Source organism: Bacteroides mediterraneensis, from assembly GCF_900128455.1.
GTDB lineage: Bacteria > Bacteroidota > Bacteroidia > Bacteroidales > Bacteroidaceae > Phocaeicola > Phocaeicola mediterraneensis.
In genome coordinates this window covers 3334788-3355948 of the sequence record NZ_LT635783.1, presented here as the reverse complement: position 1 = coordinate 3355948, position 21161 = coordinate 3334788, and the positions used below count along the sequence as shown (strand labels likewise).

Annotated in this window: 18 protein-coding genes; 6 read left to right on the top strand and 12 right to left on the bottom strand. The window is 47.8% G+C overall.

Features of this window, described 5'->3' with window-relative positions; genetic code table 11:
* Positions 1-3: 3 nt before the first annotated feature.
* The 5 genes from lpxD to BQ7480_RS14335 all read right to left on the bottom strand — a co-directional run bounded on the left by lpxD (position 4) and on the right by BQ7480_RS14335 (position 6551).
* Entirely contained in the window at positions 4-1044 is a 1041-nt protein-coding gene (gene lpxD, locus BQ7480_RS14360; protein ID WP_072544061.1) for a UDP-3-O-(3-hydroxymyristoyl)glucosamine N-acyltransferase, read from the bottom strand.
* Between the two features lie 294 nt (positions 1045-1338).
* Positions 1339-2163, bottom strand: a complete 825-nt coding sequence (gene pyrF / locus BQ7480_RS14355; RefSeq protein WP_072543407.1) for an orotidine-5'-phosphate decarboxylase — start codon at positions 2161-2163, stop codon at positions 1339-1341.
* Positions 2164-2196: 33 nt separating this feature from the next.
* On the bottom strand, positions 2197-3306 hold the full coding sequence (prfA, locus tag BQ7480_RS14350) for a peptide chain release factor 1 (protein ID WP_072543406.1): 1110 nt from the start codon (positions 3304-3306) through the stop codon (positions 2197-2199).
* Between the two features lie 333 nt (positions 3307-3639).
* Positions 3640-4809, bottom strand: a complete 1170-nt coding sequence (locus BQ7480_RS14340; protein ID WP_072543404.1) for an AIR synthase-related protein — start codon at positions 4807-4809, stop codon at positions 3640-3642.
* Between the two features lie 86 nt (positions 4810-4895).
* On the bottom strand, positions 4896-6551 hold the full coding sequence (locus tag BQ7480_RS14335; RefSeq protein ID WP_072543403.1) for a glycoside hydrolase family 10-like protein: 1656 nt from the start codon (positions 6549-6551) through the stop codon (positions 4896-4898).
* Between the two features lie 242 nt (positions 6552-6793).
* Here BQ7480_RS14335 and BQ7480_RS14330 point away from each other — a divergent pair, with 242 nt between their 5' ends.
* The 3 genes from BQ7480_RS14330 to BQ7480_RS14320 all read left to right on the top strand — a co-directional run bounded on the left by BQ7480_RS14330 (position 6794) and on the right by BQ7480_RS14320 (position 10188).
* Positions 6794-8224, top strand: coding sequence for a carbon starvation CstA family protein (locus BQ7480_RS14330; RefSeq protein ID WP_072543402.1), 1431 nt, complete (start codon positions 6794-6796; stop codon positions 8222-8224).
* Positions 8225-8292: 68 nt separating this feature from the next.
* Positions 8293-9534 carry a hypothetical protein gene (locus BQ7480_RS14325; protein ID WP_072543401.1) on the top strand — a complete coding sequence of 414 codons (1242 nt, stop codon included), beginning with the start codon at positions 8293-8295 and terminating at the stop codon, positions 9532-9534.
* Between the two features lie 174 nt (positions 9535-9708).
* Positions 9709-10188 carry an Lrp/AsnC family transcriptional regulator gene (locus BQ7480_RS14320; RefSeq protein ID WP_022354822.1) on the top strand — a complete coding sequence of 160 codons (480 nt, stop codon included), beginning with the start codon at positions 9709-9711 and terminating at the stop codon, positions 10186-10188.
* 10 nt (positions 10189-10198) lie between these two features.
* Here BQ7480_RS14320 and BQ7480_RS14315 read toward each other — a convergent pair whose 3' ends face one another.
* Together BQ7480_RS14315 and BQ7480_RS14310 are read right to left on the bottom strand one after the other, a co-directional pair.
* Positions 10199-10693 (bottom strand): dihydrofolate reductase, encoded by a 495-nt coding sequence (locus tag BQ7480_RS14315; RefSeq protein WP_072543400.1) that lies wholly within the window; start codon positions 10691-10693, stop codon positions 10199-10201.
* A gap of 21 nt (positions 10694-10714) precedes the next feature.
* Entirely contained in the window at positions 10715-11509 is a 795-nt protein-coding gene (locus tag BQ7480_RS14310; protein WP_072543399.1) for a thymidylate synthase, read from the bottom strand.
* Between the two features lie 78 nt (positions 11510-11587).
* Here BQ7480_RS14310 and BQ7480_RS14305 point away from each other — a divergent pair, with 78 nt between their 5' ends.
* Complete coding sequence (locus BQ7480_RS14305; RefSeq protein ID WP_072543398.1) at positions 11588-13000, top strand: methyltransferase RsmF C-terminal domain-like protein; 1413 nt, start codon at positions 11588-11590, stop codon at positions 12998-13000.
* A 132-nt stretch (positions 13001-13132) separates the two neighbouring features.
* On the opposite strand, the gene BQ7480_RS14300 is transcribed toward BQ7480_RS14305, so the two are convergent.
* The 5 genes from BQ7480_RS14300 to BQ7480_RS14280 are packed head-to-tail and all read right to left on the bottom strand — an operon-like array spanning position 13133 to position 18851.
* Positions 13133-14482, bottom strand: coding sequence for a TolC family protein (locus BQ7480_RS14300; RefSeq protein WP_072543397.1), 1350 nt, complete (start codon positions 14480-14482; stop codon positions 13133-13135).
* A gap of 3 nt (positions 14483-14485) precedes the next feature.
* A complete protein-coding gene (locus BQ7480_RS14295) occupies positions 14486-15583 on the bottom strand; it encodes an efflux RND transporter periplasmic adaptor subunit (RefSeq protein WP_072543396.1) in 1098 nt (365 codons plus the stop codon).
* A 38-nt stretch (positions 15584-15621) separates the two neighbouring features.
* The gene (locus BQ7480_RS14290; RefSeq protein ID WP_072543395.1) at positions 15622-16866 is read right to left on the bottom strand and encodes an ABC transporter permease; all 1245 of its coding nucleotides are present in this window, start codon (positions 16864-16866) and stop codon (positions 15622-15624) included.
* 2 nt (positions 16867-16868) lie between these two features.
* Positions 16869-18119, bottom strand: a complete 1251-nt coding sequence (locus tag BQ7480_RS14285) for an ABC transporter permease (RefSeq protein WP_072543394.1) — start codon at positions 18117-18119, stop codon at positions 16869-16871.
* Between the two features lie 12 nt (positions 18120-18131).
* A complete protein-coding gene (locus BQ7480_RS14280; RefSeq protein WP_072543393.1) occupies positions 18132-18851 on the bottom strand; it encodes an ABC transporter ATP-binding protein in 720 nt (239 codons plus the stop codon).
* Between the two features lie 147 nt (positions 18852-18998).
* Here BQ7480_RS14280 and BQ7480_RS14275 point away from each other — a divergent pair, with 147 nt between their 5' ends.
* Positions 18999-19973 (top strand): ROK family protein, encoded by a 975-nt coding sequence (locus BQ7480_RS14275; protein WP_072543392.1) that lies wholly within the window; start codon positions 18999-19001, stop codon positions 19971-19973.
* Between the two features lie 328 nt (positions 19974-20301).
* Positions 20302-21159, top strand: a complete 858-nt coding sequence (locus BQ7480_RS14270; protein WP_022354832.1) for an enoyl-ACP reductase FabI — start codon at positions 20302-20304, stop codon at positions 21157-21159.
* The last annotated feature ends 2 nt before the right edge of the window (positions 21160-21161 follow it).

The window sequence follows — 21161 nt, the reverse complement described above, 5'->3', positions numbered from 1 at the left end:
GGTTTATTTATTTAGTTGTTTTTTTAATTCTTCGATTTCTTTCTGCAGGCGTCCAAGTTCTACGTACATATCCGGAAGTTTCTTGTAAATCGCAGCGGAACGTGCAAACTGTTTCGGGTCGATGGCTGGATATCCCATTAAAGTAGAATGGGATTTGGTATTTCCCGGAATACCTGATTGGGCACCTACTGTTACGTGATCTCCCACTTTGATGTGACCGGCTACGCCTACCTGGCCGCCGAACATGCACCATTCTCCGATTTTAGCAGAACCTGCGATGCCTACCTGAGAGGCCATTACCGTATTCTTGCCGATTTCCACGTTATGAGCTACCTGAATCAGATTATCCAGTTTGACTCCTTGGTGCACAAGGGTAGCTCCCATCGTGGCGCGGTCTATACAGGTATTGGCACCGATTTCTACATTGTCTTCTATGATGACGATACCGATTTGGGGAATTTTTTCATATCCTTCCGGTGCGGGAGCAAACCCAAACCCGTCAGCACCGACAACGGCTCCTGCGTGCAGGATACAGTTATTGCCGATTCTGCAGTCATGATAAACTGTGACGTGGGGATAAAGTATGGTATTGGTACCTATTTTCGAATTGCTTCCTACAGTCACTTGCGGGTGGATATACGCATTGTCACCAATTTCAACCCCTTCTTCAATGCATGCGAAAGGACCGATATAGACATCTTTCCCAATCTTTACATTTTCAGCAATGGAGGCTAACGAACTGATACCTTTCTTTTTGGGTATACTCATTTCATAGAGGGTCATTAATTTGGCCAGACTTTCATACGCGTCGTCCACTTTAATTAAAGTGGCTTTGATTTCATGTTCCGGATGAAAATCCTTGTTTACCAATACGATGGTCGATTGTGTTTCGTATATGTAATGAGTATATTTGGGATTGGATAGAAAGGACAATGCCCCTGGTACTCCTTCCTCTATTTTGGCAAAGGTATGTACCTTGGCATTCTCATCTCCTACGATGATTCCTTGGATGTATTCTGCAATTTGTTTAGCTGAGAACTCCATATTTGATATCTTTTGTTCCTTTGTTTCTTGGTCGTTTTTCAATTCTTTGCTGCTTGAAAGAAGCATACTTACTACTTAATTATGCAAATTACGTATTTTTTTTTTATATATCCGTGAAAAAAGCCAATTATTTGCCCGAAATGTACTGCGATTTTTGTGTATGACCTCAAAAGCCTTTCCAATTTAAGCCTTTTTATATCGAATTTGCAATAAAAAAGAAGTATAAAGAACTTGTGTAAACACACACCTTCTTTATACTTCTTATGATATGGAGTAAAGATGACTTTTTGTAAATTATAGGATGGCAGCCAGTTGTTTTTCCATCTGTTGCTGTACTTTCTGTGCTTCTTCTCCTGCTACTTTGGCGAAATTCTCAGTTTTATCCGCATAGATAATGGCACGGCTGGAGTTTACAATCAGGCCACATTCCTTGGTCATGCCATATTTGCAGACTTCTTCCAGTGAACCACCCTGTGCACCGATTCCCGGAACCAGCAGGAAGTGGTTGGGGACGATTTTACGGATGTCTTCAAACATACGTCCCTGAGTGGCACCTACCACGTACATCATATTCTGGTCGTTGGCCCATTCCTGTGATTTGCGCAATACTTTCTCGAACAGACGTTCGCCTTCTTTATCCTCCGTCAGCTGGAAATCATGTGAGCCTTTGTTGGAAGTCAGAGCCAGCAGGATAACCCATTTGCCTTCGTAGGTGAGGAACGGAGTCACACTGTCTTCACCCATGTAGGGGGCAACAGTGACAGAATCGATGTTCAGTTCTTCAAAGAAAGTACGGGCATACATGGCCGAAGTGTTACCGATATCGCCACGTTTGGCATCGGCGATGATGAACTGGTCAGGATAGTTCTTTTTGATGTATTCCACAGTCTTTTCAAACGCAATCCATCCTTTTACGCCCATGCTTTCATAGAAGGCCAAATTGGGTTTATAGGCGATACAGTAAGGGGCAGTAGCATCGATGATAGCTTTATTGAATGTGAAAATCGGGTCTTCTTCCTTCAGGAGGTGTTCCGGAATTTTCTTGATGTCGGTATCCAGTCCTACACACAAAAAAGATTTTTTCTTTTTGATGTTTTCAAATAATTCCTGTTTGTTCATAATGTTTTTATGATTAATGGTAATAATGTGACTTTATAATTCGCTCTCTTTCAATCGTTCCGCATTTTCGGCCACAATCAGGTGGTCAATGCAATCCTGGATGTCGCCATCCATGAAAGCCGCCAGGTTGTAGATGGTGTAGTTGATGCGATGGTCGGTGATACGTCCCTGCGGATAGTTGTACGTACGGATTTTGGCCGAACGGTCACCCGTGCTCACCATGGTCTTTCGTTTGGAAGCGATGTCATCGATGTATTTCTGGTGTTCCTTGTCGTAGATGAAGGTACGAAGACGGCTCAGGGCGCGTTCCTTGTTCTTCGGTTGGTCGCGGGTTTCCGTACACTCGATGAGGATTTCTTCCACGATACCCGTGTTCGGATTCTTCCAGTTGTAACGCAGGCGGACCCCCGATTCTACTTTGTTTACGTTCTGGCCTCCGGCACCTCCGCTTCGGAAAGTATCCCATTTGATTTCACCTTCGTTGATTTCTACGTCAAAGGGTTCTGCTTCGGGAAGTACGGCAACCGAGGCAGCTGATGTATGAACACGTCCCTGAGTTTCAGTTGCAGGAACCCGTTGCACGCGGTGTACGCCTGATTCATATTTCAAAGTACCATATACCTTGTCTCCGGTAACGGAGCAGATGATTTCCTTGAAACCTCCGGCAGCACCTTCGTTGGCACTGGATACTTCCAGTTTCCAGCCTTTGCGTTCGCAGTATTTGGAGTACATGCGGAACAAGTCACCGGCAAAGATAGCCGCTTCATCTCCTCCCGTACCTCCACGGATTTCCAGGATGGCATTGCGGTCATCTTGCGGGTCGGCTGGTACCAGCAACAGTTTGATTTCTTCTTCCAGCTGGGGAATACGGGCTTCACAGGCAGCCGCTTCTTCGCGGGCCATCTCCTTCATTTCCGGGTCGCTTTCAGCCATCATTATTTTGGCCTCTTCCAGTCCGTTGAGGCATTGCAAATATTCCTTGCGGGCATTCATCAAGTCGCCCAGTTCCTTATATTCTTTGGTCAGTTTGACGTACCGTTTCTGGTCGGCTATCACATTCGGGTCTGTAATGAGTGTAGAGACCTCTTCAAAACGTGAAACCAAACCGTCTAATTTTTCCAGTAATGTATTGTTTTCTGCCATTCTAATGGAATGCTTATACAGTTGAGTGATTAGATAGGTATTTGTTTACCATAATCTGCTATAGGCCATCCAGGTAAAGAATACCAACAATATGAGTCCAAGCAGGATGAGCAACAAGTCTCTTTTGGCTTTTCATTTAAACTCCTTTACGCAAAAGTATTTCCCAAAAACAAAGAGAATGGCCACCCCGGGGATTCCACTTATCCCTTTTAGAATGGGAGCGTCAAATTCAATGCTAAGAAAGAGAAGGACAAGCCATATAACGAGTAATCCGATGCCGATAAGACATCCTTGCTTTTCCTGTGGTTTCATACAATCGTAAGAGGTCGCTGATTAATATTTGAATTCTCCGAATTCGGAACGGATAATCAGTTCTTTGTGGTCGCTTTCTTCGATGCGTCCGATAATCTGCGCATCGATGTTGAACGACTTGCTGATTTCAATTACCTGCTCTGCATGTTCCGGTGACAGGTAGACTTCCAGACGGTGTCCCATGTTGAACACTTTGTACATTTCGTCCCAGTCAGTGCCGCTCTGTTCCTTGATGGTGCGGAACAAAGGAGGCACAGGGAAGAGGTTGTCTTTGATGACCCGGCAGTTGTCGCCTACGAAATGCAGCACTTTTGTCTGGGCACCACCTGAGCAGTGAACCATACCATGGATTTGCGGACGCAGGGCATCCAGCAGTTTCTTGACTACCGGAGCATAGGTACGGGTTGGAGACAGCACCAGTTTGCCGGCATTCAGCGGAGAACCTTCTACGGCATCCGTCAGCTTCAGTTTGCCACTGTAAACCAGTTCTTCAGGCACAGCATGGTCATAGCTTTCCGGATATTTCTCTGCCAGGTATTTGCTGAACACATCGTGACGCGCACTGGTCAGTCCGTTGCTGCCCATACCACCGTTGTATTCTTTCTCATAAGTAGCCTGACCGTAAGAAGCCAGACCCACAATCACATCCCCCGGACGGATATTGGCATTGTTGATGACATCCGCACGTTTCATACGGCAGGTCACCGTGCTGTCCACGATGATGGTGCGGACCAAGTCGCCTACATCAGCGGTTTCTCCACCAGTAGCATATACACCGACGCCCATTTCGCGGAGTTCGGCCAGCAATTCGTCCGTGCCGTTGATGATGGCTGAAATCACTTCACCCGGTACAAGCAGTTTGTTGCGTCCGATGGTAGAAGATACCAAGATATTGTCTACCGCACCCACGCACAACAAGTCATCAATGTTCATAATCAGTGCATCCTGTGCGATGCCCTTCCATACAGACAAGTCGCCGGTTTCTTTCCAGTACAAATACGCCAGTGAGGATTTTGTGCCGGCTCCGTCGGCATGCATGATGTTGCAGTATTCCGGGTCACCTCCCAGAATATCAGGGATAATTTTACAGAATGCGTTTGGGAAAATACCTTTGTCAATGTTCTTGATGGCGTTGTGTACATCTTCTTTCGATGCAGATACGCCGCGCTGCATGTATCGTTGATTGCTCATGAGTATAGTAAGTTTGTTTATTTCAATTGAATGTGCAAATTTAGTGATTATTCCTTTTATTACCATGCGTTTCGGAATAAAATACATCAGAACACGGTGACGCCTGCCGGAGTAATGCTTCCATCGGGTGCCAGCAGACTTAACCGGAAAAATCCTTTACCGATTTTGCGGGGAATGTCTTTTTCCGGCTGGGTGGTCCGGAGGATTTCAATTCCTGTCGCCTCACTGACAATCAGGGTATACCCTTTGGGTAATATGGGCAGCCGTCCATATAATATGGTAGGCTCGTCTTTTAAAGGAGCATTCAAGGCCAGCGGGGTACTTTCGACTCCAAAACGGTTGACGGCTGTAACCGCCCAGTAGATGCTTCCTTTTTGTGAGGTGCCGGAGATGAAGGTGTACCGGCAGCTGTCCGTTCGGGTAATGACCAGATTTCGGGCATTCTCAATATCTACAGGATAAGCGTCAGAGGTATAAATGCGATAGTAGATGCCTCCAGGCTGGTTTTCGGCCCCTTTCCAACTCATTTGGATGTGATTCCCTTGCACGGTGAGAGAAGGTTGAGTGGGTTGTGAAGGAAGGGGCGTTTTTGTCCACCGCATGGGAGGGACGACAGCCGGGTAGGCATAAAAGTTTTCTTTCAACTCATCCAGAATTCCTTTGGTATTGCTGAGTACGAATTTATTGCGGAAATAGGCCTGTCCGTTCAATCCGATTTTTCGGGAGAAATAAATCTGGCGGATGATTTCATCGATTTTCCAATCCTGTTCTTTGGGATGCAGGAAATAAATTCCCAATCCCGGAATAATCCATCGGTCGTTCTTGTTTTCTTTCCAGTCGAGGGCAAAAGGATAAAAATGATTCCCTTGAAAATACATCATCGGGAAAAGGGCATCCTGAATACCCTCGTTCAACCATTTCTGCGCATCTTGGTAAACGGTTTCATAGGCATTCCATCCGAAGGAAGAGTACCGCCGGGTATCGTTGAATTTGCCGATGGGAGAACTGCTCACTTTTACCCAGGGCTTCAACCGTTTGACTTCCGTGTAAATCCGCCGGACAATATGTGTAATGTTGTCTCTTCTCCATTGCTTCAGTTCCTGTTTTTTTCCGTATTTGCGGTAAGTGTCCTTGTCGGGAAACTTTTCGCCTTGTTCCGGATAGCGGATATAGTCCAGATGGATACCGTCCACATCGTAGCGTGAGACGATTTCCTTGGCTATCTGGCAGAGGTATTCGGCCGTGCCGGGATTTCCGGGGTCAAGATACCAGCTGCCGTTGAACTGCTTGCAGAGCTTGGGCTGTTTTTTGACAACGCAGTCTTTTCCTAACAGGCCGACTTGCCGTTTGTTGCCGATAGGGATACATACCAGCCATGCATGGAGTTCAAGTCCTCGCTTATGACATTCTTCGACGGCAAATTGTAAAGGGTCATATCCGGGGTTCTTTCCCGTATGTCCGGTCAGGCTTTCGGCAAATGTTTCATAAGCCGAAGGGTACACCACGTCTCCCCGAAGCCGAGTTTGAAAAAGTACGGTATTGAAGTGAGCCTCCTGTAAGGCATCCAGCTGCCGGATGAGTTCATTCTTTTGTGCTTCAATGCCTTGTGGCGAATTGGCCTTGCGGGCAGGCCAGTCCATTCCTCCTAGCGTGGTCAGCCAGGTAGCCCGGATTTCTTCTTTAGGCTGTGCTTGTATCAAGAGGGAACAGCTTATGAATAACAAACTGATAAGTATTCGCATGTCGGATTCAAAATTTGCGCAAATATACACAAAGCTGGTTGCAGAGACAAATTGAAAATAGAGTTTTCGATGGTAGGGTATATACTATATGGTACCAATCTTGTTTGGCAGTAGGAGATTGGACACGTCCAAGCCGTTTCCCAAAATGAAAGGTGATTTGATGATTAAATCTCTCTTTTTATAGCACTGTTTTTCTTCTTTTTATTACTTTTGCGGCGAAATAAGAGATAAATCGAAAATCTATGGTCACATTTACTATCGCATTGGTTTTACTGGTGGTAGGATATTGGGTTTATGGAAAATACATCGACACGTTGTTTGCACCTGATTCTGCCCGAAAAACTCCGGCATTGACCTTGACGGACGGAGTTGATTTCATTCCACTTCCTACGTGGAAAATCTTTATGATTCAGTTCTTGAACATTGCCGGCTTAGGTCCTATTTTCGGGGCTATCATGGGTGCACAGTTCGGCACGGCTTCTTACTTATGGATTGTGTTCGGTACGATTTTTGCCGGTGCGGTCCACGATTTTCTGTCCGGCACCTTGTCATTGCGGCACAAAGGGGAAAGCTTGCCGGAAATTATCGGTCGTTATCTGGGAATAAGGACGAAAAATGTAGCTTGTGTATTCACCGTGTTGCTGATGATTCTGGTGGGGGCCGTATTTGTATCGGGTCCAGCAGAACTGTTGGCCGGAATGACACCTGCTTCCTTGAATGTGTATTTCTGGGTGGTAGTCATCTTCTTGTATTATATTCTGGCCACCATGCTTCCTATCGACAAGATTATCGGTCGGATATATCCACTGTTTGCATTTGCCCTGTTGTTCATGGCGGTAGGAATTCTGGTCATGCTGTATGTGAAAAGTCCGGCTCTTCCGGAGATATGGGAAGGATTTGGAACCAAGTATGAGAGAAATCCCATATTTCCGATGATGTTCATTTCCATTGCCTGTGGGGCCATCAGCGGTTTCCATGCCACCCAATCACCCTTGATGGCGCGTTGCATTACCAATGAGAAACATTGTCGTCCGGTGTTTTACGGGGCGATGGTGACCGAAGGTATTGTGGCTTTGATTTGGGCAGCCGCTGCGACGTATTTCTTTCAGGAAAACGGCATCGTAGACAAGGTGACGGGAGTGGCTTATTCAGGAGCCAAGGTAGCCACTGACATTTCCAAGGACTGGTTGGGCACCTTCGGAGGTATCCTGGCCATTCTGGGTATTGTGGCAGCTCCGATTACGAGTGGCGATACGGCCCTCCGCTCGGCCCGTCTGATTGTGGCCGATTTCTTCCATGTGGAGCAGCGTTCCATCGGAAAGCGTCTGGCCATCAGTATTCCGATTTTTCTGGTCACCGTAGGATTGTTGGTCTACAGCTTTGGCGATGCGGAAGGTTTCAAGATAATCTGGCGGTATTTTGCCTGGTGTAACCAGACTTTATCTGTTTTTACGCTATGGGCTATTACCGCCTATCTGGTGGGGGCCCGGAAAAACTACTGGGTGACCTTGGTGCCTGCCCTGTTCATGACATGTGTCTGCTCCACTTATTTGTTTATTGCCCCCGAAGGTTTTTCGTTGGGAAGCGAAGTCTCCTATGCCATTGGAGGAGGCTGTACGTTGGTAGCAGCGGTGTGGTTCGTGTGCTGGTTCCGCCGGGTACGTTCCTTGTAGGAATTTGTTTGGCTGTTCAACAGATTATGGCTACTTTTGCAGCCGGTAAAGGATAAAAGTGAAATCAAATGAAAAAACAATTCTTTTTGATGTGGGCCATGGCCGTTGTTTCGACGGGAGTAATGGCTCAGAAGAAAGATTTTGGCTATAAGTTTTATGGCCAGGTGCGTACGGACCTGTTTTATAACAGCCGTTCCAATTCGGAGACAGTGGATGGACTTTTTTATATGTATCCCAAGGATGTGGCTCCCGATGCGGATGGAAAGGATTTGAATGCAAAGCCCGATGGCAATTTCTATACCTTATATACCAGGTTGGGGGTGGATGTGACCGGGCCGATGTGGGGGAAGGCTAAGACTTCGGCAAAGGTAGAGATAGATTTCCGCGGTTCAGGTACCACCTATTCTCTGATTCGTATTCGTCATGCCTATTTTAATCTGGATTGGGGAAAATCTGCGTTACTGGTAGGACAGACTTGGCATCCTTTGTATGGAGATGTGTCGCCCGAGATCTTGAACCTGAATATGGGAGCTCCTTATCAGCCTTTCAGCCGTGCGCCTCAGGTGCGCTACCGTTTGACGGAAAAACATTTCGTGCTGACTGCTGCCGCAGTATGGCAGTCACAATATCTGTCGGTCGGTCCGTCTTCCAACCAGGCAGGTGCGACAATTACTCAGAAGAACCAGAGTTTCATCAAGAACGGATGTACGCCGGAATTTTATCTGGGAATGGATTATAAACGTCCGGGGCTGTTGGCCGGAGCAGGCGTACATGTGTCTTCCATAACTCCTCGTACGCAGTCGGAATATGATGGAAAAACCTACAAGGTGAGCGAACGCATTACGGGAGTTTCTGCCGAGGCACATGTGAAGTATACACACCAGCGTTTCCTGCTGGCTGCCAAGAGTGTGCTGGGCTCCAACCTCACACAGGCCAGTACCATCGGAGGTTATGGCATTACTTCCACTGATTCCCGGACCGGGGAACAGGAATATACGCCGGTGCGCGTTTCCCATACTTGGTTGAATATGATGTATGGAAGTACCTTCCGTGGCGGAATCTTTGCCGGATATCTGAAAAACTTGGGTGCATCGAAAGAAGTGACCGGAGTGTTGGGTACTGGAACCGATATTGACCAGTTGAATACTTTGGGCGCTGAATTCACTTATAACCGTCCGAACTGGAAAATCGGAGCCGAATATACCTGGACAGGTGCCTGGTATGGAGATTATACAGCAAAGGCCCGCGTGACCGATACGCATTTGGTAAAAAATAACCGTATTGTATTCACTGTCTTGTTTCAGTTCTGAGACAAGATACGCCTGCTGTCCGCTGAATGAGGCGGTTGGAACATGAAAAGTGTAAGTTGAAGATAAGTCCTTGTATTTCTACAAATTTCATGTTAAAAATCAAGTAAAGGTTATAAATATTGAGATTGTATGAAGAAAATGTATTACCTTTGCATAAATACAAAAACATAGAAGATGGGACATCATCAATTAGACACCTTAGACGAACAGATCCTGCGCATGATTGCAGGTAACGCACGTATTCCATTTCTGGAAGTGGCACGCGCGTGTAATGTATCGGGAGCCGCTATTCATCAGCGAATTCAGAAGTTGACGAACCTGGGAATTCTGAAAGGTTCAGAATTTATCATTGATCCGGAAAAGATAGGCTATGAAACTTGTGCCTATATCGGTTTGTATTTAAAAGACCCGGAACAGTTTGATTCCGTTACGGAGGCATTGAAGCACATTCCGGAAGTCGTGGAATGTCATTTCACCACCGGGCAGTATGACTTGTTTATCAAAATTTATGCGAAGAACAATCATCACCTGCTGGAAATCATTCATGACAAACTTCAGCCGCTGGGCCTGTCACGTTCGGAAACAATCATTTCTTTCCGTGAAGCCATCAAACGCCAGATGCCAATCATGGACCTGGCGAATGACGATGATTGATGCGTGACACTTATTCTTGTGTACGTTCGTAGTCAACGAAACTATATGAGTAGAGATGCTTTTCGTCCGTCGGATGGCATTCTCTACTTTTTTCTTGCCATATACGGCGGTCTATTTCCGGGAAGAATGTGTCGGCGGGCACTTGTTCGTCTTCCACTTCTGTCAGATAGAGGCGGTCGGCCAGCGGGAGGGCCTCCGTGTAGAGCATGGCTCCTCCGATGATGAAGACTTCCTCTTCCTCTTTGCAGGATTTCAAGGCTTCTTCCAGTGTGTGGAAGCATTCTGCTCCTTCAAAATGCAAATCCTTTCTGCTCAGTACGACATTTCTCCGGTTAGGCAGGGCGCCTTTGGGGAGAGATTCAAAGGTATGCCGTCCCATCAGAATGGTGTGGCCTGTGGTGAGTGCTTTGAAACGTTTCAGGTCGTTGGGCAGCCAGTAAAGCAATTTGTTCTGGTAGCCGATACCTCGTTTTTGGTTGATGGCGGCGATGATGGATAAGATCATATTTTTGTTCTTTATGATTTGTTACACAGATACTTTTCCGGCAATATGTGGCCACGGGTCGTAGTTTTCCAGCTGGAAATCTTCGTACTGGAAGCTGAAGATGTCTTTTACGTCCGGATTGATTTTCATGGTAGGCAGCGGACGGGGAGTACGTGTCAGCTGGAGGTCCACTTGCTCCAGGTGGTTCAAGTAGATGTGGGCATCTCCGAGCGTATGGATGAAGTCACCCGCTTTCAGTCCGGTCACCTGTGCCATCATTTGCAGCAGCAGGGCATAGGAGGCGATGTTGAACGGTACGCCCAGGAAGGTGTCTGCACTGCGCTGGTACATTTGCAGGCTCAGTCGGCCGTTGGCCACATAGAACTGAAAAAACGCGTGGCACGGGGGGAGGTTCATGTTGTTCAAGTCGCCCACGTTCCAGGCACTGACGATGATGCGCCGGGAATCGGGATTGTGCTTGATGGTTTCCACCGCTTCCGAAATCTGGTCGATGAACTTACCGTCGTAGCCGGGCCAGGAGCGCCACTGGTAGCCGTAGATATGGCCTAGGTCTCCGTTTTCATCGGCCCATTCGTTCCAGATTCTGACGCCATGTTCTTGCAGGTATTTCACGTTGGTATCCCCTTTGAGGAACCACAACAGTTCGTAGATGATGGATTTCAGGTGAAGTTTTTTGGTTGTGATGAGCGGGAAGCCGTCTTCCAGGTTGAAGCGCATCTGGTGGCCGAACACGCTGAGGGTGCCTGTGCCGGTACGGTCGTCTTTGCGTACGCCTTCCGTACGGATGCGGTGCAACAAGTCAAGATATTGTTTCATGATTGGATTTTTTTGTTTTTGCAAAGGTAGCTAATTTTTTTTATTTTTGCCGGCGTAACATAATTGCTTAGCTTCATCATGAATTTACCCTCTGATTTTGTCACTCGCACATGTCGGCTGATGGGGGATGCCGACTTTTCTGCGTTGGAGGAAGCCTTGGAAAAGGAGACTCCGGTCAGCATCCGTATCAATCAGGATAAATGTACATCTGTTCCTGTGGACAGCACACCAGTGCCCTGGTGTCCGGAAGGATACTACTTGTCCGGCAGGCCGGCGTTTACGTTCGACCCGTTGTTTCACGCCGGATGTTATTACGTGCAGGAGGCATCGTCCATGTTTTTGGCCCAGGCACTCCGGCAATACGTGCAGGAACTGGCCGTAATGCTCGATTTGTGTGCGGCTCCCGGAGGAAAATCCACACTGGCCCGGTCAGTGTTGCCCGAAGGCAGTCTGCTGGTAGCCAATGAAGTGATGCGCAACCGTTCGCAGGTACTGGCTGAGAATCTGGTCAAATGGGGAAATCCGGAGGTGATGGTAACGAACAACGACCCGGCGGATTTTACGGAACTGGGTCCTCTTTTCGATGTGGTGCTGACTGATGTGCCCTGTTCGGGAGAAGGAATGTTCCGCAAGGATGAAGTGGCAGTACAGGAATGGAGTATCGCTAACGTGGATACGTGCTGGCAGCGGCAGCGTCGGATTCTGCGTGATATATGGCCTTGTCTGAAGACTGGAGGTCTGCTGGTGTACAGCACTTGCACGTACAACCGGGAAGAGAATGAAGACAATGTGGCCTGGATTGCACGGGAGCTGGGCGCAGAGGTGCTGCCTCTTGAAGTGAAGCCGGAATGGCATATTACCGGAAATCTGACCGAACATACTTTCCCGGTTTATCGTTTCTTGCCGCACAAGACGACGGGGGAAGGATTGTTTCTGGCTGTCTTGCGGAAAACGTCGGAAGAAGACCGGGAATGTGCACGGGTGAAGCCGGCGGGTAAGTCTCCCAAAAAAGGAAAAGGAGGAAAGACACCGGTGTTGCAGGTGCCGCGAGAGGTGCAGGCGTGGATATACGGAGCGGAAGGTTACGAGTTCAGCGTGGAAGAGATGGAAGCGGTGGCTTTTCCCATGGCCCATAAAGCTCTTTATGAGTTGCTGAAAAGTCGGCTTAAAGTGTTGCATGCCGGTGTCACGCTAGGAGAATGGAAGGGGAAGGACTGGCAGCCTTCGCATACACTGGCCATGAGTACGGCATTCCGGAAAGAAGCTTTTCCGACAGCGGAACTGACTTATGAACAAGCTGTGGCTTATTTGCGGAAAGAGGCGGTGGCACTTTCACCGGAGGTACCGAAAGGATATGTGGTGCTGGCTTATCGCGGACAGGCATTGGGCTTTGCTAAAAATATCGGCAACCGGGCCAATAATCTGTATCCCCAGGAATGGAGAATCCGGAGCGGATATTTGCCGGAAATTCTCCCCGATTTATTCGTCTGAAAAACGCAAGTGCGTTTAGACTAAAACGCAAGTACGTTTTGAACCAAACGCCTAAGCGTTTTAAGTAAAACGCACTTGCGTTTTTTCTGCAACGTTCAGGCATTTGGCTCTTGCTTTATAATTCGCTGTAAACTAGCGTGATTCGGCGTCTTTTAATGTAAGTGGAATGCCTTGGTAGAAATCCAGAATCTTGGTGCGGAACAGGTAGTCGTATTTTGCCTGCACACAGTCGGACACGGCTTTCATCCAGTTGGTGCGGGCTTCGTTGTATTCCGTGGCGTTGGCTTTTCCGTTGGCATATTTTTCTTTCATGAGTTTGAAGGAGGCTTCTGCCGCTTCGTCGGCTACCTGACTGCTCTGGTATTTGCTTTCTGCATTGACGGCATTGTAATAGGCCTGCTGTATCTCCTTGTAGAGTGCCTTTTTACTTTCCTCCAGTTGCCAGTTCAGGGTGGTTTGTTCCAGGCGTGCCGTGCGGACCCGGTTACGGGTACTCAGTCGGTTGAAGATGGGGATGCTCAACGAAAGTCCCACGTATTGGCTGAAATTGTCCTTCAGCTGGGAATGGAAACTGGCATTGTCTCTGCCCGACATCTTGTAGTAGCTGGTACCCAGACCAGCACCGAAACTGAGTTGGGGATAATAGGCACTTTGGGCGATGCGGATGCTGCGGGCCGCGCCTTGCAAGCGATACTGTGCCGCCTTGATGGAAGGCTTGATGAGCAGTGCCTGATTGTAGATGTCGGTCGGCGAGGTCAGCGTTCCGAACAGTTGTTCGGGCTGGATGTCGGGACTGACAATCTGGAAATTATCCGGTGAAGGCAGTTCCAGCAGTTGGCTGAGGTCGAGCAGGGACAAGCGATAGTCGTTCTCGGTCTGTACCAGTGAAAGCTGGTCTTGTGCCACGCGCGACTTGGCCTCGTACAATTCTGCTTCCGAGGCTTTCCCGTTTTGGAAATAGGCTTCTTTCTGGGTCAGCATTTCCTGGCTCAGTTCCACTTGCTGCCGGGCTATTTTCACCAGTTCCTCGTTGAAGAGCACTTGTAGGTAGGCCGAGGTCACCTGGATGCTGATATCCTCTTTGGCCTTGTTCAAGTCTTCCGTGGCTGCTTGCAGGTTTAACTTGGAGAGTGCGATGTTGTTGGGAATCTGCATGCCGGTGAACAAGGGTACACTGGTACTCAGGTTGAAGCCCGTGTTCTGGGTGTTGATACTCTGGTAGGTGTTGTTGGCCTGCAGGCTTCGTCCGAAGTTGAACGAGTGGGAGGCGCTGCCGTTCAGGTTGGGCAGACGGCTCCATTTGGCAGTGTTCAGTTCCACTTCACTCTTGTCGCGGGCAGCTTCCTGCTGCTTGACGGTCAGGTTGTGGGCGATGGCATACTCGATGCAGCGGGTCAAGTCCCATGCTTCCTCTGCTTGGCTGGCACCTGTGGCCAGCAGGCCGAAACTCAGTACGGCCAGTTGTTTCAAGTTGATTCTCATGGCTTACATTTCTTTTTTGAGTCCTCGGATAGCTTCATCGGGTTTCATCCCGCTCTTTATCTCGATATTTACTCCGTCACTGATGCCGGTCTGTACCTGGCGGCGGATAAATTTCTGTGTGGGTACACTGTCGGTCAATACATAGACAAAAGTAGAATCCCCGCTGAACTCTATGGCACTTTCCGGTACGGTCAGTGCGTGGTTGGCCCGTTGGAGTTCGATTTCCGCATTGGCGCTGTAGCCGGAGCGGATGGTCACGCTGTCGGGCACGGTGATGGCCGCCTTGATTTCAAACTGGTTGGCTCCGTTGTTTTCCACGCTTTTCGGAGAAATGTATTCCAGTACGGCATCGAATTTCATGTTCTGCAAGGCTCCCAGCGTGATTTTGACAGGGATACCTTCGCGGATACGTCCCACTTCCGTTTCGTCCACATTGCCGCGGAAGATGAGGTCGCTCATATCGGCTACAGTGGCGATGGTGGTACCGTCGTTGAACGTGTTACTCATGATGACGGAGTTACCTACTTTGATGGGGACGTCCAGAATCAGTCCGTCGATGGTAGAACGAATCAGGGTACTGCTGAAGGAGGCGCTGCTCTTGGTAATTCCTTCTTTTACGATTTGCAGGTTGTCTTTGGCTGCCTGCAATTCTTCGCGGGCTTGTTTGGCGGACAGCAGCGTCTTTTCGTATTCTTCGCTGCTCACCAGCTTGCTCTTATAGAGTTTTTCCATGCGTTCCAAATCCGTTTCTGCCTGTCGTCCGTTGATTTCGGCCAGACGGACACGGCTTTCAGCCGAATTGAGCGAACCCAGTTCGGGGATGACTTTGACCTTGGCGATGATTTCGCCTTTCTTCACCGTTTCGCCGGCTTCCTTGTACACTTCCGAAATGATGCCGGAAATTTGCGGCTTGATTTGCACTTCGTCGCGCGGTTCAATCTTTCCCGTGGCTACGGTGGTTTGCACCAAATCCATGGTCTGTGAATGGAGAATTTCGTAAGCCGTGTCTTTCGGCTGCGATTTCTGATACAGGAACACGAAGGTCCCGATAAAAATCAGTGCGATCAGCACCAGTGAGATGATTTTGATGTACTTTTTCATAATGAACGTTGGTTTTTTTGTTTGTTTTGTGGCTTTATTTATTCGTCGCGTATGGCTTCAATGGGTTTGATGCTCATGGCCCGGTAGGCAGGAGCCAGTCCGGCCAGCAGTCCTAATACGAGCAAGAGGGCGCAGGCACCGATAGCTTCCCAGAAACTAATCTGGAACTCGGTGGGCGCAGTAGGGGTGGAAGTGCCCATTTCTGTCAGGTTCAGCAGGAATACGGCAAAGGTAATGCCGGCCATGCCTGCCAGAATGGTCAGTACCATGCTTTCCGACAGAATCTGTGACAGGATATCGTTGGGGCGGGCACCGATGGCACGCCGGATACCGATTTCGGTGGTCCGTTCCTTGACGGTGACCATCATGATGTTGCTCACTCCAATGGCTCCTGCCAGCAATGTGCCGAGGCCGACCATCCAGCCTAGGATTTTGATGCCCGAAAACAAGTTGTCTACCATGCTGAACATGGCTTCCGCATTGACCAGAATCACGGCCTGTCCGTCGTCGGGGTGAATCAGATGGGCTTTTTTAATCACCTGTTCCACTTTCTTCTCTACCTCTCCAATGGAATAGCCTTTACGGGCTGTATAGCAAAGCAGCTGTACTTTTTGGCCGAAGTTGTAGTTCTGTTGCATGGTGGTGAACGGGATGACGACCGAGGTTTCCGACTGTCCTTGTATGGAAATGTTTCCTACGGCCATGCTGACCCCGATAATCCGGTAGTAGATGCCGTTTACCTCGATAAACTTTCCGCAGGGGTCTTCTCCTCCCGGGAACAGGCTCTCGTAGATACGCTTTCCGATGACACACACTTTCCGTTGGTCGCGGATGTCGATGTCGTTGATGAAACGTCCGAACACGATGTTTGGTTCTTCAATCTTCTGGTATTCGGGATACAGGCCTTTCAGGGTTCCTGAGATTTTATTCTCATTGTAAATGGCATTGATGCCCCATTTGGCCAGGGTGGCAGTCACGGTTTCCAACTCGTTGACCTGTTTCCGGACCCGTTCCACATCTTTGTTTTCCAAATCCCAGTATCTTCCCTGTTGGAATCCTTTATAGGCCTTGCTGGTTTTGTTGGCACCCAGAAAACCGGAGTTGGTGGCAAAACCTTCAAATTGGCGTGACAGCAGCTGTTGAAGGCCTTTGGCCCCTCCCATCAGGGCTATCAGCATGAATATTCCCCAGAAGATGCCGAAGGCCGTCAGGAAACTTCTGGTTTTGTTGCGGGTGATGGTGAGAAGAATTTCTTCCCATGTATCTAAATCAAATCGTCTCATGATTAATCTGCTCTAAGTGCTTCAATGGGTCGGATTCTGGCTGCTTTCCTTGCCGGGAAAAGTCCGGCCAGCGTACCGGCGATAACTAATGTCAGGGTGGCCTCGATGGCGATGGAAAGATCGACCGTGGGGTTCTCGAAGAACGTCATGGAAAAGACCCCCATGTCCATGGTCTGTTTTCCAGCCACCTGATTCATGTATTCCGTGACGGCAATACCTGCCACCATACCGATGTAACCGAAGAAAGTCGTGATGGTCACACTTTCCGAGATAATCAGCCAGAGGATGGACATCGGCTTGGCTCCCAGTGCCTTGCGGATGCCGAACTCGTGGGTCCGTTCGCGGACGGTGATGAGCATGATGTTACTCACTCCCACGATGCCACTCAGCAAGGTAAAGATGCCAATCACCCAGATGGCAGTATGCAGAATCTTCGTAGCGCTTTGTTGCTGTAGGTACTGGGTGAAACGGTTCCAAATCCAGATGGCTCCGTCATCGGTAGGAGAGAATTGTTTTTTCAGCCCTAAGGTGCGGCGGTAGTCGGCTTCGAATTGTTCGTTCAAGGCTTCATTGGCCAGTCCCTTAGTGGTAAAAGTGATGTTATCAATGCTGTCTCCTTTCTGATAGATGGTTTGCAGGGTGGTGAAAGGTACCAGTGCCGAAGGAGAGAAACTGTTTTGGTCTTTGTAGATACCCACCACCTGATAGGAAACCCCTTGTGCGTTGAGGTATTTTCCGATGGGAGAAGTATGTGGGAAAAGATTTTTGACTGTTTTTTCGTGGAGGACAATGACTTTTCGCTTTTCCTCTATGTCACGTTTGTTGATGAAACGTCCTTCCTTTATCTTGATGGCTTCGAGCGAAGGATAGTTGGGAAGTATGCCGTTTAGTTCGATGCTGAGAGCCTCCTTGCCGTAGGTCAGGGTGACATCACTCTTGCTGACGGTGGCGCCTGTCTCTAAAATATGGTCGGGAAAGGAAGAGGAGGTGAGTTGTCGGTCGCTTTCTTTCAGGTAGATGCTGCGTCCTTCTTTCATTCCTTTATAAGGTTCTGAAGTCATGCCCGGATAGATTTTCATGGAGTTCATGAGCATCCCTTCCGACTGATTCTCAAATGCATGGATGAGGCCGTTGCCAGCTCCCAAGAGTACAATCAGCATGAAAATGCCCCATGCCACGGAAAAGCCGGTCAATAAAGTGCGCAGTTTGTTGCGCATGATGGTTCCGTAGATTTCTTGTATCAGTTCTGTCATGGCGGTGGAATTTTATTTCATGAATCCGTTTTGTCCGAACGGAGAGGCATGGTGGTCGATATTGTCTTCTATGCGTTCTATCAGTCCGTCTTTGATATGGATGATTTTATTGGTCTGATTGGCCACTCCGCTTTCGTGGGTGACTACGACGATGGTCAGCCCGTCCCGGTCGTGCAGTTCCTTCAAGATGTTCATTACCTCTACCGAAGTCTTGCTGTCCAAGGCTCCTGTCGGTTCATCGGCCAGAATGATTTCCGGTTTTGATATCAGCGCCCTTGCGATGGCCACTCGTTGCTTTTGACCTCCCGACATTTCGTTGGGGAGGTGATGAGCCCATTCTTTCAGTCCCAGTTTGTCCAAGTATTCCATAGCCAGTAGATTTCGCTTCTTCCGGCTGACACCTTGATAGAAGAGGGGAAGCGCTACATTTTCCATGGCGTCCTTGAACGAAATAAGGTTGAACGACTGGAAGATAAAGCCGATCATCCGGTTGCGGTATTCAGCAGCCTTGGTTTCACTGAGGTCTTTGATGAGTACATTGTTCAGGTAATATTCACCAGAATCGTAATTGTCCAATATCCCGAGAATATTCAACAAGGTGGATTTTCCGGAACCGGAGGCACCCATGATGGAGACGAATTCTCCTTTGTCGATGTGCAGGTCGATACCTTTGAGTACATGAAGGGGAGTGCCGTTGTTGTAGGTTTTGTGAATGTTTTTTAAAAGTATCATTTGGTTTGTGTTAATTGATTTTTAATCGTACTTCGCAAAAGTAGAAAAAGTGATACGTTTCTAAAAATAGTGGGTGAAAAATTTGTTCTGTTTTTACTGATTATTTACTTTTGTCCGTAGATAATTAACCCTAAATAGAGAAATGTCATGGCAATAAACATGGAAAAACCTTATGTGGTAGGTATGGATATTGGCGGAACGAACACCGTTTTTGGTGTGGTAGACTCGCGTGGTAACGTGTTGGCATCTGATTCTGTCAAAACTCAGCAATATGAAAATATCGAAGATTACGTCGATGCAGTATGTAAAAAGCTCCTTCCGTTGCTTTCTCAGTTTGGTGGAGCTGAAAAGATAAAAGGTATGGGAGTCGGTGCGCCGAATGGTAACTATTACAGTGGAACCATTGAATTTGCTCCGAACCTGCCGTGGAAAGGCATTATTCCGTTGGCTTCCATGTTTGAGGAACAGCTGGGTATCCCCACTGCGTTGACAAACGATGCCAATGCGGCTGCTATCGGGGAAATGACGTATGGTGCAGCTCGCGGTATGAAAGATTTTATCATGATTACCTTGGGTACCGGCGTAGGAAGTGGTATCGTAGTCAACGGACAGCTGGTTTATGGCCATGATGGCTTTGCCGGTGAACTTGGACACGTGATTGTAGACCGTAACGGTCGTCCGTGCGGTTGCGGACGTAAAGGTTGTCTGGAAACATATTGTTCAGCTACCGGAGTAGCCCGTACAGCCCGCGAATTCCTGGTACAGCGTACGGAACCGAGTTTGTTGCGCAATGTGCCTGCGGATGAAATCCAGTCGAAGGATGTATATGATGCTGCAGTGAAAGGCGACAAGCTGGCACAGGATATCTTTGAATATACGGGACGTATCTTGGGAGAGGCGTTGGCTAACTTTATCGCATTCTCCAGTCCGGAAGCCATTATCCTGTTCGGTGGCTTGGCTAAATCGGGCGATTACATCATGAAACCGATTCAGAAGGCAATTGATGAAAATGTATTGAAGATTTATGCGGGAAAGACTAAGTTGTTGCTTTCTCAATTGAAAGATGCGGATGCGGCTGTATTAGGCGCGAGTGCATTGGGATGGGAAGTAAAGGATAATTAATCCGTAATTATAAATTTAGAAAAACAGCCTTGGCGGGAATTCTACTTGCCAAGGCTGTTTTTTTCTATTATCCTCCTGAACATGCGGTCTTCGCAGAGGGCATGCCGGAGAATAATAAACCTAATTCTAACCTAAATAATATTATGAAAAACCTTTTTTATTCAAGATGCAAAAATAATCATTCTGTGGAATATAGGCTTGCATTTTTTTGATTTTATCCGTGAAAAAATGGGGCATATCAGTGTCTGATTTGATAATTTGAAGAGATAAATGTAAATAATGTAAATAAAGTTTGTATCTTTGCCCCGAATTTATAATTGAAAACAATATGAGTTATAATTTGCTGAAAGGAAAACGAGGTATTATTTTTGGTGCCCTGAATGAGCAGTCCATCGCATGGAAAGTGGCAGAAAAGGCTGTAGAAGAAGGTGCTATCATCACGTTGTCTAATACCCCTGTAGCAGTACGTATGGGGCAGGTATCTGCCTTGGCGGAAAAGTTGAACTGTGAAGTGATTCCCGCTGATGCCACCTGCGTAGAAGATTTGGAAAATGTATTCAAGCGTTCAATGGAAGTATTGGGCGGCAAGATTGACTTTGTGCTTCATTCAATAGGTATGTCTCCAAATGTTCGCAAGAAACGTACATACGATGACTTGGACTATGACATGCTGGCAAAAACATTGGATATATCTGCCGTATCATTCCATAAAATGATTCAGTCGGCCAAGAAGCTGGATGCCATCAATGAATATGGTTCTATTTTGGCCCTGAGTTATGTAGCTGCACAGCGTACATTCTATGGCTACAATGACATGGCGGATGCCAAGGCTTTGTTGGAATCCATTGCACGTAGCTTTGGTTATATTTACGGTCGTGAACACCATGTGCGTATCAATACGATTTCTCAGTCACCGACTATGACTACTGCCGGTTCGGGTGTGAAAGGTATGGACAAGCTGTTTGACTTTGCCAACCGTATGTCTCCGCTGGGTAATGCTTCGGCTGATGAATGTGCGGATTACTGTATTGTGATGTTCTCTGATCTGACTCGTAAGGTAACGATGCAGAATCTGTTCCACGACGGAGGTTTCTCTAGTGTCGGAATGAGCTTGAGAGCCATGGCTACTTACGAAAAAGGATTGGATGAATATAAAGATGCCAATGGTCATATCATTTACGGATAATC

What these genes read in the sequence shown, in the direction of transcription:
- BQ7480_RS14295 (WP_072543396.1), bottom strand. Translation starts at nt 15,583, where the DNA reads ATGAAAAAGTACATCAAAATCATCTCACTGGTGCTGATCGCACTGATT.
- prfA (WP_072543406.1), bottom strand. Translation starts at nt 3,306, where the DNA reads ATGGCAGAAAACAATACATTACTGGAAAAATTAGACGGTTTGGTTTCA.
- BQ7480_RS14290 (WP_072543395.1), bottom strand. Translation starts at nt 16,866, where the DNA reads ATGAGACGATTTGATTTAGATACATGGGAAGAAATTCTTCTCACCATC.
- BQ7480_RS14335 (WP_072543403.1), bottom strand. Translation starts at nt 6,551, where the DNA reads ATGCGAATACTTATCAGTTTGTTATTCATAAGCTGTTCCCTCTTGATA.
- BQ7480_RS14320 (WP_022354822.1), top strand. Translation starts at nt 9,709, where the DNA reads ATGGGACATCATCAATTAGACACCTTAGACGAACAGATCCTGCGCATG.
- pyrF (WP_072543407.1), bottom strand. Translation starts at nt 2,163, where the DNA reads ATGAACAAACAGGAATTATTTGAAAACATCAAAAAGAAAAAATCTTTT.
- BQ7480_RS14340 (WP_072543404.1), bottom strand. Translation starts at nt 4,809, where the DNA reads ATGAGCAATCAACGATACATGCAGCGCGGCGTATCTGCATCGAAAGAA.
- BQ7480_RS14285 (WP_072543394.1), bottom strand. Translation starts at nt 18,119, where the DNA reads ATGACAGAACTGATACAAGAAATCTACGGAACCATCATGCGCAACAAA.
- BQ7480_RS14280 (WP_072543393.1), bottom strand. Translation starts at nt 18,851, where the DNA reads ATGATACTTTTAAAAAACATTCACAAAACCTACAACAACGGCACTCCC.
- BQ7480_RS14325 (WP_072543401.1), top strand. Translation starts at nt 8,293, where the DNA reads ATGAAAAAACAATTCTTTTTGATGTGGGCCATGGCCGTTGTTTCGACG.
- BQ7480_RS14305 (WP_072543398.1), top strand. Translation starts at nt 11,588, where the DNA reads ATGAATTTACCCTCTGATTTTGTCACTCGCACATGTCGGCTGATGGGG.
- BQ7480_RS14275 (WP_072543392.1), top strand. Translation starts at nt 18,999, where the DNA reads ATGGCAATAAACATGGAAAAACCTTATGTGGTAGGTATGGATATTGGC.
- BQ7480_RS14315 (WP_072543400.1), bottom strand. Translation starts at nt 10,693, where the DNA reads ATGATCTTATCCATCATCGCCGCCATCAACCAAAAACGAGGTATCGGC.
- BQ7480_RS14270 (WP_022354832.1), top strand. Translation starts at nt 20,302, where the DNA reads ATGAGTTATAATTTGCTGAAAGGAAAACGAGGTATTATTTTTGGTGCC.
- BQ7480_RS14300 (WP_072543397.1), bottom strand. Translation starts at nt 14,482, where the DNA reads ATGAGAATCAACTTGAAACAACTGGCCGTACTGAGTTTCGGCCTGCTG.
- BQ7480_RS14310 (WP_072543399.1), bottom strand. Translation starts at nt 11,509, where the DNA reads ATGAAACAATATCTTGACTTGTTGCACCGCATCCGTACGGAAGGCGTA.
- BQ7480_RS14330 (WP_072543402.1), top strand. Translation starts at nt 6,794, where the DNA reads ATGGTCACATTTACTATCGCATTGGTTTTACTGGTGGTAGGATATTGG.
- lpxD (WP_072544061.1), bottom strand. Translation starts at nt 1,044, where the DNA reads ATGGAGTTCTCAGCTAAACAAATTGCAGAATACATCCAAGGAATCATC.